Annotated in this window: 13 protein-coding genes; 5 read left to right on the top strand and 8 right to left on the bottom strand. The window is 37.2% G+C overall.

Annotated features, from left to right (window positions below):
- Positions 1 to 8: 8 nt before the first annotated feature.
- Positions 9 to 695, top strand: coding sequence for a hypothetical protein (locus ACYVFA_RS07170; RefSeq protein WP_460471131.1), 687 nt, complete (start codon positions 9 to 11; stop codon positions 693 to 695).
- A gap of 68 nt (positions 696 to 763) precedes the next feature.
- Here the strand turns inward: ACYVFA_RS07170 and fumC are convergent, their stop codons facing one another.
- A complete protein-coding gene (fumC, locus tag ACYVFA_RS07165; protein WP_460471130.1) occupies positions 764 to 2,164 on the bottom strand; it encodes a class II fumarate hydratase in 1,401 nt (466 codons plus the stop codon).
- Positions 2,165 to 2,421: 257 nt separating this feature from the next.
- Positions 2,422 to 2,814: a Co(2+)/Mg(2+) efflux protein ApaG gene (apaG, locus tag ACYVFA_RS07160; RefSeq protein ID WP_460471129.1), complete on the bottom strand. Its 393-nt coding sequence runs from the start codon at positions 2,812 to 2,814 to the stop codon at positions 2,422 to 2,424.
- A gap of 209 nt (positions 2,815 to 3,023) precedes the next feature.
- On the opposite strand from apaG, the gene ung reads away from it, so the two are divergent.
- Positions 3,024 to 3,689, top strand: coding sequence for a uracil-DNA glycosylase (gene ung, locus ACYVFA_RS07155; protein ID WP_460471128.1), 666 nt, complete (start codon positions 3,024 to 3,026; stop codon positions 3,687 to 3,689).
- 74 nt (positions 3,690 to 3,763) lie between these two features.
- Here ung and lepB read toward each other — a convergent pair whose 3' ends face one another.
- The 5 genes from lepB to ACYVFA_RS07130 all read right to left on the bottom strand — a co-directional run bounded on the left by lepB (position 3,764) and on the right by ACYVFA_RS07130 (position 8,329).
- On the bottom strand, positions 3,764 to 4,912 hold the full coding sequence (gene lepB / locus ACYVFA_RS07150) for a S26 family signal peptidase (protein ID WP_460471127.1): 1,149 nt from the start codon (positions 4,910 to 4,912) through the stop codon (positions 3,764 to 3,766).
- Between the two features lie 82 nt (positions 4,913 to 4,994).
- Positions 4,995 to 5,714, bottom strand: coding sequence for a 4-hydroxy-tetrahydrodipicolinate reductase (dapB, locus tag ACYVFA_RS07145; protein WP_460471126.1), 720 nt, complete (start codon positions 5,712 to 5,714; stop codon positions 4,995 to 4,997).
- Between the two features lie 26 nt (positions 5,715 to 5,740).
- A complete protein-coding gene (locus ACYVFA_RS07140; RefSeq protein ID WP_460471125.1) occupies positions 5,741 to 6,445 on the bottom strand; it encodes a DUF5683 domain-containing protein in 705 nt (234 codons plus the stop codon).
- Between the two features lie 99 nt (positions 6,446 to 6,544).
- Complete coding sequence (locus ACYVFA_RS07135) at positions 6,545 to 7,471, bottom strand: ParB/RepB/Spo0J family partition protein (protein ID WP_460471124.1); 927 nt, start codon at positions 7,469 to 7,471, stop codon at positions 6,545 to 6,547.
- 75 nt (positions 7,472 to 7,546) lie between these two features.
- Positions 7,547 to 8,329: a ParA family protein gene (locus ACYVFA_RS07130; RefSeq protein WP_116985391.1), complete on the bottom strand. Its 783-nt coding sequence runs from the start codon at positions 8,327 to 8,329 to the stop codon at positions 7,547 to 7,549.
- 175 nt (positions 8,330 to 8,504) lie between these two features.
- On the opposite strand from ACYVFA_RS07130, the gene truA reads away from it, so the two are divergent.
- The 3 genes from truA to ACYVFA_RS07115 are packed head-to-tail and all read left to right on the top strand — an operon-like array spanning position 8,505 to position 10,682.
- Positions 8,505 to 9,239 carry a tRNA pseudouridine synthase A gene (truA, locus tag ACYVFA_RS07125; protein ID WP_460471123.1) on the top strand — a complete coding sequence of 245 codons (735 nt, stop codon included), beginning with the start codon at positions 8,505 to 8,507 and terminating at the stop codon, positions 9,237 to 9,239.
- Positions 9,240 to 9,255: 16 nt separating this feature from the next.
- Positions 9,256 to 9,726, top strand: a complete 471-nt coding sequence (locus ACYVFA_RS07120; protein ID WP_460471122.1) for a GNAT family N-acetyltransferase — start codon at positions 9,256 to 9,258, stop codon at positions 9,724 to 9,726.
- Entirely contained in the window at positions 9,726 to 10,682 is a 957-nt protein-coding gene (locus tag ACYVFA_RS07115; RefSeq protein WP_460471121.1) for an L-threonylcarbamoyladenylate synthase, read from the top strand. The genes ACYVFA_RS07120 and ACYVFA_RS07115 overlap by 1 nt, the downstream gene beginning before the upstream one ends.
- Before the next feature lie 14 nt (positions 10,683 to 10,696).
- On the opposite strand, the gene ACYVFA_RS07110 is transcribed toward ACYVFA_RS07115, so the two are convergent.
- The gene (locus ACYVFA_RS07110) at positions 10,697 to 13,120 is read right to left on the bottom strand and encodes an OmpA family protein (protein ID WP_460471120.1); all 2,424 of its coding nucleotides are present in this window, start codon (positions 13,118 to 13,120) and stop codon (positions 10,697 to 10,699) included.
- Positions 13,121 to 13,205: the final 85 nt, after the last annotated feature.

Genomic DNA, 13,205 nt, shown 5'->3' with positions numbered 1-13,205 from the left:
TGTCGAAAATGAAAAGAGATTTTATTGTTTTTTTCATGTTGAGTACATCTATATTCGCATTTAGCCAAAATAGTAAGAATGCAAAAACGGAAATATTTTTTTCGCACTTCCCAATAATTAAACTACCTAAAACGTCGGATGAACTTTATAGTATTTATCAGAAAGATTTCAGTACTGGCGACCCGGGTAAAAGAATAATTGATTTAAAATTTGCCAAAGCATATATATTTAATGCTACAAGCGAGAGAAAATTAAAGGATTTAGGAAATATTTTCTGGTATGAATATTTAGGAAAGGTAAATAAAGAAAAATATACGGTTTTATTTGTAATGGAGAAATATAATCTGGAAAGTAGAATTTTTATGTTGATTTTTTCCAATCAAACAAAAACGAAATTGAGTCAAACACTAATTGCTTTTAATGAGCCTGTAAATTTAAGTAGGGTAGATTCAAAATTGACAGCTAATATGTCTGTGGATATAGAGTACGTGATTTCATTAGAGCTTGAAGAAAAACCACTTAAAAATAAGAATTATTTCTACATTTCGCATAATAAATTAAAATACAATATTGATGAAAATGGAATTATTGAGAAAGTATCAGAGCAAGGTAAAAAAAGGGTTTTGGCTACTCATGACAATCAAACGGGTGAAATAAAGTATCCTGTAATATTCCAAAAAAGCTTTAATAAATAATTCCATAAAGTTAAAAGCCTGTCTACAATAGTATTGAGACAGGCTTTTAATATGATTTAATTTTAAATTTATTTCAAACTACCTACCATATCCTCAGGTTTTACCCATTCATCAAATTCTTCTGATGTCAGATAACCTAATTTAATAGCAGTTTCTTTTAAAGTACTACCATTTTTATGGGCCGTCTGAGCAATTTCAGCCGCTTTGTAATAGCCGATTTTGGTATTTAAAGCTGTTACCAACATCAAAGAGTTGTCAACGTGCTTTTTGATGTTTTCTTTCAATGGTTCGATTCCAACTGCACATTTATCATTGAATGATACGCAACCTTCACCAATTAAGCGAGCTGAATGTAGAAAGTTATAAATCATTACCGGTTTAAATACATTCAACTCAAAATGTCCCATGGCACCACCTACGTTGATCGCTACATCATTACCCATTACCTGTGCTGCAATCATGGTCAATGCCTCACATTGAGTAGGGTTCACTTTGCCCGGCATAATAGATGAACCTGGTTCGTTGTCAGGAATAAAGATTTCTCCAATACCCGCACGAGGGCCAGATGATAACATTCTTACATCATTGGCAATTTTCATCAAGCTTACTGCAACTGTTTTCAAAGCACCATGTGCTTCAACAATCGCATCGTGTGCCGCCAATGCTTCAAATTTATTTTCTGCTGTAACGAATGGAATACCAGTCAGATTAGCAATATTCTTAGCTACTGATTCAGAATAACCTTCTGGTGTATTGATACCTGTACCAACCGCCGTGCCACCCAAAGCCAATTCTGAAAGGTGAGCCAAAGTATTTTTAATAGCCTTTAAACCGTGGTTTAATTGAGAAACGTAGCCAGAAAACTCTTGCCCTACGGTTAAAGGTGTCGCATCCATAAAGTGAGTTCTACCGATTTTCACTACATTCATAAATGCCTCTGATTTCTCAGCAAGTGTATCTCGTAGTTTTTCTATGCCCGGTATGGTCGTCTCAATCAACATTTTATAGGCAGCAATGTGCATCGCTGTCGGGAAGGTATCGTTTGATGATTGCGATTTATTTACATCATCATTCGGGTGTAAAAATTTGGTTTTATCTCCCAATTCACCGCCTTGCAATACGTGTCCGCGATACGCAATTACCTCATTACAGTTCATGTTTGATTGGGTGCCTGACCCTGTCTGCCAAACTACTAACGGGAATTGATTGTCTAATTTACCTTCAAGAATTTCCTGACACACAGTACCAATCAAATCTGCTTTTTCTTTTGGTAACACACCTAATTCGAAGTTCGTCAAAGCTGCTCCATGTTTCAGGTAGGCAAAAGCCTTGATGATTTCTTTAGGCATTTTATTAATATCCTGAGCAATTTTAAAGTTTTCAATAGAACGTTGTGTTTGTGCACCCCAATAAACATCAACAGGTACTTGTACTTCGCCCATTGTATCTTTTTCTATTCTGTATTGCATAATTTTTATGAATTAGAAATATGTATTGAAAGAAATTTTGCTGCAAAAGTAAATGAGAAAAAGACAGGCTGTTAGTTTTTTTTGCTTTTTTATCAAACTCATGTATAAAAAAAGCACGACTATCAGCCGTGCTCATTCATATGCCTGAGTATTCTAATTTCGTCTTGAGTAATTATATGGAATGCGTTAATCTAAAGCACAAGAAAAGCTGCGCTCAGTGTTTCTCCAAGCAGATTTACATTCCTTTTAAGATACGATTAATTTAGCCTGAATGGGGCAATTAAACTGAATTCAGGAATCATCACCCTGAATTTCTTGCCATCAACTAATCTTTCCATGACATATGAACCTGTCATTTTACCAATAGAAGATTTCAGACTGCATCCGGAAATGTACTCATGACTTTCACCGGGTTCCAAAACGGGTGTAAGGCCAACTACGCCTTCACCTTCAATTTCGCGCACAGTAGCATTCGAGTCGAAAATAATCCATTTTCGTCTTTGTAATTGTACGGTGTTGTCGCTGTGATTTTCGATTCGGATTCTGTAGCTAAAAACAAAATGGGACTGAAATGGGCTAGAATACTCTGGTTGGTACTCAGTTAGCACACTAACCTTTACGCCCTCAGTTGATGCCGTAATTGTGGTCATAATTTATAGTAGATTCATCATAGGCATTACATAATGCCTGGGTATTTTTTAACAATTTGGGAATTCGCTCTGTAAAGTAACAAATTTATATTATAATTGGAGCTATTACGGAATATTTTTTTTGAAAAAAGTTCCTAAACGGTGCCATTGTTAGACATAAGCACTGTTTTAGGCTTAAATGGGCACTAAATCGACTTTAAATTAATCTTATGGATGTCAAAATCGCTGAAAGCTGGAAAGAACGGCTAAATGAAGAGTTTCAGAAAGAGTATTTTCATAATCTGATTGAGTTTGTACGTAACGAGTATAAAAACGGTGTATGCTATCCGCCAGGTAAATTAATCTTCAATGCTTTTGATAAGTGCAGTTTTGAAGATACCAGAGTGGTTATTTTAGGGCAAGACCCTTACCACGGACCTGGTCAGGCAAACGGACTCTGTTTTTCTGTGAATGATGGGATTCCTTGCCCGCCTTCATTAATCAATATCTTTAAAGAGATTAAGGATGATTTAGGGATAACAATTCCAAAAAGTGGCAATCTGGAAAGATGGGCGAAACAGGGTGTATTATTATTAAACTCGACTCTGACGGTTAGGGCAGGTGCTGCTGGTTCGCATCAGAATAAAGGTTGGGAACAATTTACGGATACTGTCATTAGATGCCTTAATGATGAAAAAGATGGCATTGTATTTTTGCTTTGGGGAAAATACGCGCAAGATAAAGGCAAGATAATTGATGATAAAAAACATTTTGTTCTAAGAGCCAAACATCCATCGCCTATGGCTGCTAATTATGGTGGCTGGTTTGGTTGCAAGCATTTCAGTCAGGCAAATAATTATTTGACAAGTAAAGGATTGGAACCGATTGAATGGTGATTTTGTGAATATTTATGCATAAAAAAGTCCATTTCCGAATCAGAAATGGACTTTTTTATGGAACTATCTATATTTTATCTGATAATACTGAACAAACGATTCCACCGAATTTTGTTAAGGAAAGTACCATCTTTATCAATAGACATCCAGATGAATACTGCTTTACCTACTATGTGGTCTTCTGGCACAAAACCCCAGAAACGTGAATCATCAGAGCCATGGCGGTTATCACCCATCATGAAGTAATAATCCTGTTTGAAGGTATAAGAGGTAATTGGTTTACCATCCAGAATAATCTGGCCATTTACATATTTTGCATCTTTATTACCATCAAAAGTAGTGATTACTCCTTTATATAGCGCAAGATTTCTTTCATCCAACTGAATTGTAACACCTTTTTTAGGAATGGTAATCGGGCCAAAATTATCTCTGTTGAATGGAAACAAACGTGAATTATAAGGGAAGGTATTGTATCTAATGTCAGTCGTATCACCTTTAGCCATTACCATTGGTGTAATGTTTTTTACAAAGTCAAGGCTTTTCATGTCCTTAACTGCTTTTTCAGTGGCTTTTACGTAATAAATGGTTTTATCAGTAATTCTTAGGTCTTGCTCAAACTCAGAAATATCGTATTTCTGGAATACTTTTTCATTTACCTGTGTATTGGCTTCAATGGCGTATTCCATTTGTAAGCCCGGAGGGTTTGCGAATACTTTATTGTTTACATATGCCTGACCAGCACGTAACTCTACTACATCGCCGGGGATACCAATACAACGTTTGATATAGTTTGTTCTTAAATCTACCGGATATTTATCAAAACCACCAAATTCATCTGGTCGTTCTGGGCAACCCGGATAATTGAACACGACTACATCGCCATTTTTAACATGAGTAAAGCCCGGTAATCTATATTGTGGTAGCTGAATCCAATCAAGGTAGGATGGAATATCCGTAAACCAGATTTTCTGATGTGTTAAAGGAAGTTGTAATATCGTCTTTGGTGTTCTGGTACCGTAGTGTAATTTACTTACAAAAAGAAAATCGTTAATTAAAAGACTTTTTTCCATTGAACCCGTCGGAATTGTATAGGCCTCTAAAAATAGCCAGCGAATCAGGGTTGCTGCAACTACTGCAAACAGCACTGAGTCAAACCACTCTCTTGTTGCCGATTTCTTTTTTACAGGTTTTTCTTCTGTTTTTTTTATTTCAACTTCTGCCATATATAATCACTCCTGAGTGGAGATTTTTTAATTTAATGATTATCGCTAGTAATATATTGTTATATATCGATTAAAATTAAGGTTAAAACCCTAACATATCCTGCATACCAAAGATTCCGGTTTTGCCATATATCCATTCGGCTGCAATTACAGCACCTAAAGCAAAGCCGTTACGGCTATGAGCAATATGCTTGATTTCAATCTGATCAACATCAGAAATATATTTAATCTCGTGAGTGCCGGGCACTTTGCCCTCTCTTGACGACCAGATGGGTACCTCGTTTTCAGAAGCATTCTGATTATTCACCCATTTGATTTTATTGCTCAAATTTTCAATGATGCCTTGTGCCAAAGTAATGGCGGTACCACTTGGCGCATCTCTCTTTTCGGTATGATGAATTTCGTTGGTCGATAACTTATATTCGTCCATATAAGGACTCATTAACTTCGCCAACGATTTGTTTAATTCGAAAAACAGATTTACGCCAATGCTATAATTTGAAGCATAGAAGAAAGCCCCTTCGTTTTCTAAACACAATTTCTCAATTTCTGATTTGTGCTGTAGCCAACCGGTAGTGCCTGATACAGTAGGCAGACCAAATTCCATACAGAATTTAAGATTACCATAGGCTGATTCGGGAGAGCTGAATTCTATCACCACATCAGTATTTTCAGAATTAATTGATAATAAATCTGTCCGGTTACTGATATCTATTTTGGCAGAAATTTCATGACCTCTCTGTAAAGCAATCTGTTCAATTACTTTACCCATTTTTCCATATCCTAGCAGAGCAATACGCATATAATAATTAAAGGTATTTTGTTCGTTTAAAATCTCAAAACAACTTTTGCCCCGATGGCATTGCCATAAGCAGTTGATTGAATACTTGGTTCAAATTTAAGCGAAATATCATCGCTCATATCAAATGTTTTTAAATGTGCTGATACATTGGCTTGTACTGCCTGTAATGTCCAACCTACTGCAAACATAATCACTGTTAAATCTCTATAACGTCTGAAACTCGTAACCGCCGGTTCTACCTGTGCTTGGGTAAAGGGCCCTAATGTTCTTCCGGTTTTTTTATTCCAGATACCCGAAATCTCCTCAATCATGATTTCCTTTTCAGTTCCACGTACAATTTCCTGCAAATAATGCTTGTAGTACCAGTATCTATCATTCGTAAACCAGAAAGTATAAACCCCGCCAGCAGCAGCAGCATAAACTATCGGTATTACCCAATATTCCTTGTTAGTTGCCTGTCCCCAGCCCGGAAGTACCAAAGAGCGGAGCAATGCTTTGCGGGCAGGATTCGCTTTTTTTGCTGAATCAACTTTGAAAGCCCTGCTAAGAAAATTTCCTCTTTTAGATGTATCCGGTTTTAAAAATTTGTTGAAAAGGCTAAGCTTTCTGGTAGAATCAATAACTATTTTCTTGATTGAGTCAGCCTTTACAGGGGTAATACTGAGCGTATCTGTTTTTTGAGCAAAAGAAATATTTGTAATCAGTAAAAGAAAAACCAACGTCCGACCCATATTCCGAAAATTTAATTGCGTATAAAGAGACAAAATTAGGTTCTTATACTTCTTCTTACAATTCTTTAACAATTTTTAAGCTCTTTTGATACCAGAATATTATTCCTGATTTACTTTGATTGAGTTTAGAATTCTGTCTAATTCATCTTTCGATGAGAAAGGAATTTTAATTTCTCCCTTATGTTTATCGTCAGCTTTTACCAATACTTTCGTACCAAAATAGCCCTGTAATCTGAATTGTAACGACGAAATTTCCTGCTTTATTGAAGTCTGGCGTTTCCCTGTGTTATCTTCCTGAATCAATAATGCCAAACGGCGTACCTCGTCTTCTATTTTACGAACCGACCAGTTTTCTTCAACTACTTTGCTGAAAAGTTTAATCTGTGTTTCGTGATTGTCAATATTAATCAGGGCACGTGCATGACCCATCGAAATCTCGTTGTCTCGAACGGCCGCCTGAATGACATCCGGTAATTTCAATAAACGAAGGTAATTATTGACAGTTGTACGGTTTTTACCAACTCTATCGCCCAGTTCTTCTTGCTTTAACTGGAATTCGCTTAATAAACGGTGATAACTCAGGGCAATTTCTATGGCATTCAGGTTTTCACGCTGAATATTTTCAATTAATGCCATTTCCAGCATCTGCTGATCGTCAGCCGTACGGATATAGGCAGGTATCTTGGTTAAACCTGCTAATTTGGAAGCTTGTAAACGACGTTCACCAGAGATTAATGTATATCTGCCAGGGCTTGATTCTTTAACGGTAATCGGTTGAATGATACCTAATACTTTAATCGATTCTGCTAATTCCTGCAATGCCTCCTGGTCAAAATGCGTACGGGGCTGATAAGGATTCGTTTCAACTGATTCTATGAGTACTTCGTGCATAGAACTGATTGCTTCTAAGCGACGTGGAATAGTTGGCGTCTCAGAAGGAGTACTGCCAGAGTCTGAAAGTAACGCACCTAAACCTCTGCCGAGCCCGGTCATCCCCTTTTTTTGGTTAGCTAATTTGGATTCCATATTTTTTTAATGTTAAATGGGCCTTTGTTACCTATCCTCCCATGTACATTTGTTATAATTCTTCGAATAAGCGTATCAGTTTTCAGATACTAATTTTCCATTTTTTATCAGAATCTCTCTTGCCAGATTCAGATAACTGATAGCTCCTTTACTATCGGCATCTTGGGCCAGTGCAGGAACTCCATAACTCGGCGACTCGGACAATCGGATATTTCTCGGTATCAGGGTCTGGAAAACCATATTCCTGAAGTGAGTTGTTACCTCATGCACAACCTGATTAGACAAACGCACCCGCAAATCATACATGGTTAGAAGAATACCTTCAATGGTCAAAGCAGGGTTTAAGCGCTGCTGAATGATTTTGATGGTGTTCAACAATTTACCCAATCCTTCGAGGGCGAAGTACTCGCATTGTACAGGCACAATAACCGAATCGGCAGCAGTAAGACTGTTAATGACAATTAACCCCAGAGACGGTGAACAATCAATGATGATAAAATCATACATATCTTTCACGTCCATCAATGATTCTTTCATCTTTTCTTCGCGCTTCGGGAGATTAATCATTTCGATTTCAGCTCCTACAAGGTCGATGTGAGAGGGTAATAAATCAAGGTTGGGAAAGTCAGTTTCAATGATAATGTCACGCGGACGAATATCATCGACCATACATTCATAAATGCTGTTTTCTACTTCTTTAGGGTTAAAGCCCAGACCAGAGGTAGCATTCGCTTGTGGGTCAGCATCAATGATAAGTGTACGAAATTCGAGCGCAGCTAAACTGGCTGCTAAATTTATGGTAGTGGTTGTTTTACCTACGCCTCCCTTTTGGTTGGCAATTGCTATTATTTTTCCCATTGCTTGTGGTTAGAGAAAATTACTGCTTCAAATATCAAACATTTAATGTTAAGAAACAATTAAATGTTCCACGAGGTGGAAAAAATGTTCCACGATGTGGATAATATATGGATAACCCCGCTTTTTAATTCTGTCAGATTTGTGTACTTCCCTGCAAGGGTATTATCTTTGCCCCATGCGATATTTATTAGAGTGTTCATATAAGGGTTCTGTATTTCATGGCTGGCAGGTGCAAGACAATGCGCCAAGTGTGCAAGGGCATATCGAGAGGGCTTTGTCAACTGTGCTAAGACAGGAAATGCAGATTGTAGGAAGTAGCCGGACTGATGCAGGTGTACATGCCTATCAGCAGTTTGCGCACTTTGATTTGACGGATCCTGTGAATAATCTGGAAAAGTTGGTGTACGCTTTGAATGGTATTTTGCCCAAAGATATTGCTATTCAAAAGATAAGAGTTGTTTCAGATGAATTTCATTCCAGATTTGATGCCACTCATCGGCGATATCTATATCGGATTTCGAAGCAGAAAACGCCTTTCTGGCAGGATTTTTCCTATTTTTACAGGGCGCCTCTAGATGTAGAGCCGATGAATGGGGCAGGAGAGATTCTGAAAAATCATATAGATTTTCAGTGTTTCAGTAAAGTACATACAGATGTTGCAACTTTTAATTGTCAGATTGAATTTGCTTATTGGGAACATCAGGAGCAGTTTCTGCTGTTTCATATCAAAGCTGATAGGTTTTTGAGAGGAATGGTAAGAGCCATTGTAGGGACCATGCTTGAGGTAGGTACTGGTAAATTAAGCTTATCAGGATTTGAAGATGTTATTTTATCAAAAAACCGTCAAAAGGCTGGAAGAGCTGTCCCGGCAGAGGGATTGACTTTGGTTGAAGTCGGGTATCCTGACTAAATAAACAAATATAAATATGAATATCGCAATTCAGAAAATTGCTTCAACAGAAGATTTAGAAGAAGTAAAGGTATTGTTTAGAGAATATGAAAAATTCCTTGGAGTAAGTTTGTGCTTTCAGAATTTTGAAGAAGAACTGGCTAAACTGCCTGCCAAATATGCAGAGCCAGAAGGGGCTATTTTTTTAGCAAAGGTAGATGGCAGAAGTGTGGGTTGTATAGCTTTATGGAAGCTGGAAGAAGGTGTTTGCGAAATGAAAAGATTGTATGTAAGGCCGGCCTTTCAGGGTTTAGGATTGGGGAAAAAGCTGGCGCAGGTGATTATGGAAGAAGCAAAAGAGAAAGGGTATAAAAAAATGAAATTAGACACACTTAGACGCCTGGAGTCTGCGAATCATTTATATAAATCCCTACAATTTACTGAAACCATTCCGTATAACTATAATCCGGAGGGCGATGTAGCATATTTTGAAAAAGACCTGATTTAATGGCAATTATAGGAAAAGATATAGAAGAAGCGATAACGCTTTTGAGCGATGGGGAGGTGATTGGTATTCCCACTGAAACCGTTTATGGTTTGGCAGGAAATGCTTTGAATGTGGATGCAGTGGCAAAAATCTTTGAAGTAAAAAACAGACCTTCGTTTGACCCACTCATTATTCATACCAATAGTATCGAACGTTTTACTGATTATATCAATGAAATGGATGAAAGGGTATACGCACTGGCAGAAAAATTTATGCCCGGACCATTGACGCTTTTGTTACCAAGAAAAGATATTATTCCAGATTTAGTAACTTCCGGGCTCGAAAATGTGGCTATACGTATTCCTCAACATCCCTTAACGTTGGAGCTATTAAGTAAACTGCCTTTTCCCGTAGCCGCCCCTAGTGCTAATCCGTTTGGGTACATTTCTCCGACTAGTGCTGTTCACGTCAATAATCAGTTAGGAAATAAAATCAATTATATTCTTGACGGAGGTGATTGTCAGATAGGTATTGAGTCGACAATTGTTGGGTTTATCGATGATCAAGCTGTGGTTTACCGCAAAGGTGGCCTGTCCATTGAAGATATTGAATCTGTAGTGGGTAAGGTAAAAGTAATTGAACATTCTTCTTCTAATCCTTTAGCACCCGGAATGCTCAAAAGCCATTATGCACCTAAGAAACAATTGATTCTTCTCAATCAAAACAAAGCTATTGATAGAAAGGAATCAAAAAATGGTTATTTAGGCTTTAATCGTTATCATGCTGATATTCCTGTTGAGAATCAACTATTGCTTTCTCCAAGTGGTGATTTCAGAGAGGCAGCTAAAAATCTCTTTGCCTACATGAGACTATTAGACTCAATGGATGTTGAGCTTATTTATACCGAACTGCTTCCGGAAAGAGATTTGGGCAGAGCCATTAATGATCGAATCAGAAGAGCCACGGTAAAGGAATAAGTATCAAACGATTATTAGTTATAATCTGTTACAATAAACTCAACTCTTCTGTTTTTCTGGCGGTTTTCTTCAGTATCATTTGCCGAAACTGGCTGTTCCTGTCCTCTGCCTTTATGGGTCAGACGATTAGGCGAAATCCCTTTATTGAATAAATAATTTGAAACGGCCTTTGCTCTTAATTCTGATAGATACAAGTTCATTCGAGGATCACCTACATTATCTGTATGTCCGACAATTTCGATACGCATTTTAGGGTATTTTTTCAGCAGACCAACCAGTCTGTCTAGTTCAGGATAAGATTGAGGTTTGATAACTGGCTGGCTTTGATCGAAAAATACATTCTCCAATTTTACAGGCATTCCGATAGAAACCCCTTTAAAATATTCGTCTGCAATTGACGACATCAAGGTTCTTTCAGGCTCTTTCTTCTCAGGTTCTTTGGGTGTTAAAACCGGAGGGGCAGGAGTTTCTTCTTTTTTGGCTACCGTCTTTTCCTCCACTTTAGGTTTTTCTTCTACTTTTGGAGGCGCCTGTACTATCTCTATTTTCTCCATCACTATGTCATGCTTATTTGCCACCACCATATCCTTCAAATCGATATTTTCTGAAAATGGCTTATAATTAGTGGCTTGGGCATTTAGAGAGTATTTCTTCTCAAGATTTTGAGGAGAAACGCCCTTTGCTTCATTATTGGTCACTACTATTGATTGGTTATTAGCATCAGTCAGTTTGATTTTTACATCCGGAATAGCTGTTCCGGTTTTTGAATCTATTGGATTGAAAATAAAATTATAACCCGTTTTCTTCAATTCAAGTGTAATAACATTGTTAACTGCTTTGGTCTGATTAACAGTTTCTTTATAAGGCGCATAACCTTCAGATATTACTTCAATTTCGTAATTTTTATCTGGAGTCAATTTAGCTTTGAATCTTGTTTTTTCAGGATTCATAGTGCCTTCAACTAGTGTAGTGCCAGTTCTCAATTTAAAATCAGACGGTAATATATTTTTGCTATAAAAATCAGTAACCATGAAGTAAATTTCGGCCGTAGGTACTTTTCTGATTTTCAAGTATAAAGTTTTATTGCTTTTTATAATAGGTGCTCTATAAGCCAGATAACCTGTTGTTTTTACTTCAGCAGTGTATTGTTCAGCTATCTTTAAATCGGCCAGCCACTCTGATTGTACGTTGGTGGTGGAGATTGTAATGGGTTCATTTTTAGCATTAAATATCCTGAGGTTTGCCCCTGCTACATTCTTGTCATTTTCTTCGTCGACTACTATTAATTTATATTGTTCAATCGATTTTTTTATCAATAAAATCTCCTGCACAAATTGATTTTTGGCAATTAATTCTTTCAAATCAATATTCTGTTTTGCCTGGTCGTAACCCTCTGATTCTACTTCAATAGAATATTCGGTATCAGGTGATAAGTTAGCAGAAAAACCCTCTTTTTCGATTTTACCCGCAATCGACTGCTTATTATTTAAATTAACGATGCGCATTCGGGTGCTTATAATATTGGCTTTGGTTTGCGCATCAATGATTTTGAAAAGAAAGCTATAGGTATCTTTTTGCAGCTCAAATTTTTTCATTAACGCACTAGGAATCCCTTTGTCAATGAGCGTCTGATCAAAAGCAATTGGTTCCGTTATTGTTTTATAGCCTTCTGCACTAACCTCAATGGTGGATTTTTTCTTAGGATTGAATTCGATTTTATAGGGCTCATTTTTAATAGATTGTCCGGTTAGGGTAGTTTCTTCCGGACGCAAAACTTTATAATTGGCTGTAATCGGCTCTTTTGTAATGGCATCCACCGCGATATATGAAGCTACCAGCGAAGCATTTTTTTGCAGACTGACACTGATAAATTTGCTAGAGTTTTTAGGAATATCCATGCGGGTACTCTGGTAGCCAGGTGCTTCTATTTCAATTTGATAGCTCTTTGAGCCATCCAGCATTGCCTTCCATTCTCCTGTCTTTGGGTTTATTTTTGCTTCTACTTCCTGTCTCGCTTCATCAAAAACTTTTACTTTGGCATTCGTAATTATCTGCTTGTCTTTTGCATCTGTAATCAGAAAAATAAACTCATCTAAAGCTGGCTCTAAAACTTCTTTAAAACTGGTTTTTCCGGCACCGAGATTTTCAAGGTTGAGAGGGATTCGTTTTGTGACATAGTTAGCCATACTGATTTCTACCTCATATTGGCCTTTTGTAGCTGGCTTGAACTGGACATCACTTACCAGAGTACCTTGAATAACCAAGGGGTCAGTACTTTTAAAATAAATCTTAAATGTAGCTGCCAGCCTTTTGCCTGAAGACTTATCGAAAGCTCCGAAAGTGTAGGTAGAGTCAAATTTCTTAGTCAGGTTGTCTAGAGCAAAAGCCGAACAAAGGTTGAATATTGTAAAAGCAATCAGTATTACTAAACTTCTCATAGGATATTGGAAAAGAGGTATACACCGCAAATTTCTAATTTTTTAAAATAATACAACGAAGAATCTGAAATGAATTGTCAATTTT

The organism is Emticicia fontis (assembly GCF_054779675.1).
Note: the sequence above shows the minus strand (reverse complement) of the source record. Positions and strands in the feature narration are given on the sequence as shown.

Excerpts from the sequence above, each read along its gene's own strand:
- ACYVFA_RS07170 (WP_460471131.1), top strand. The coding sequence starts at position 9 with ATGAAAAGAGATTTTATTGTTTTTTTCATGTTGAGTACATCTATATTC.
- ACYVFA_RS07120 (WP_460471122.1), top strand. The coding sequence starts at position 9,256 with ATGAATATCGCAATTCAGAAAATTGCTTCAACAGAAGATTTAGAAGAA.
- ACYVFA_RS07135 (WP_460471124.1), bottom strand. The coding sequence starts at position 7,471 with ATGGAATCCAAATTAGCTAACCAAAAAAAGGGGATGACCGGGCTCGGC.
- truA (WP_460471123.1), top strand. The coding sequence starts at position 8,505 with ATGCGATATTTATTAGAGTGTTCATATAAGGGTTCTGTATTTCATGGC.
- apaG (WP_460471129.1), bottom strand. The coding sequence starts at position 2,814 with ATGACCACAATTACGGCATCAACTGAGGGCGTAAAGGTTAGTGTGCTA.
- ACYVFA_RS07110 (WP_460471120.1), bottom strand. The coding sequence starts at position 13,120 with ATGAGAAGTTTAGTAATACTGATTGCTTTTACAATATTCAACCTTTGT.
- lepB (WP_460471127.1), bottom strand. The coding sequence starts at position 4,912 with ATGGCAGAAGTTGAAATAAAAAAAACAGAAGAAAAACCTGTAAAAAAG.
- fumC (WP_460471130.1), bottom strand. The coding sequence starts at position 2,164 with ATGCAATACAGAATAGAAAAAGATACAATGGGCGAAGTACAAGTACCT.
- ACYVFA_RS07115 (WP_460471121.1), top strand. The coding sequence starts at position 9,726 with ATGGCAATTATAGGAAAAGATATAGAAGAAGCGATAACGCTTTTGAGC.
- ACYVFA_RS07130 (WP_116985391.1), bottom strand. The coding sequence starts at position 8,329 with ATGGGAAAAATAATAGCAATTGCCAACCAAAAGGGAGGCGTAGGTAAA.
- ACYVFA_RS07140 (WP_460471125.1), bottom strand. The coding sequence starts at position 6,445 with ATGGGTCGGACGTTGGTTTTTCTTTTACTGATTACAAATATTTCTTTT.
- dapB (WP_460471126.1), bottom strand. The coding sequence starts at position 5,714 with ATGCGTATTGCTCTGCTAGGATATGGAAAAATGGGTAAAGTAATTGAA.
- ung (WP_460471128.1), top strand. The coding sequence starts at position 3,024 with ATGGATGTCAAAATCGCTGAAAGCTGGAAAGAACGGCTAAATGAAGAG.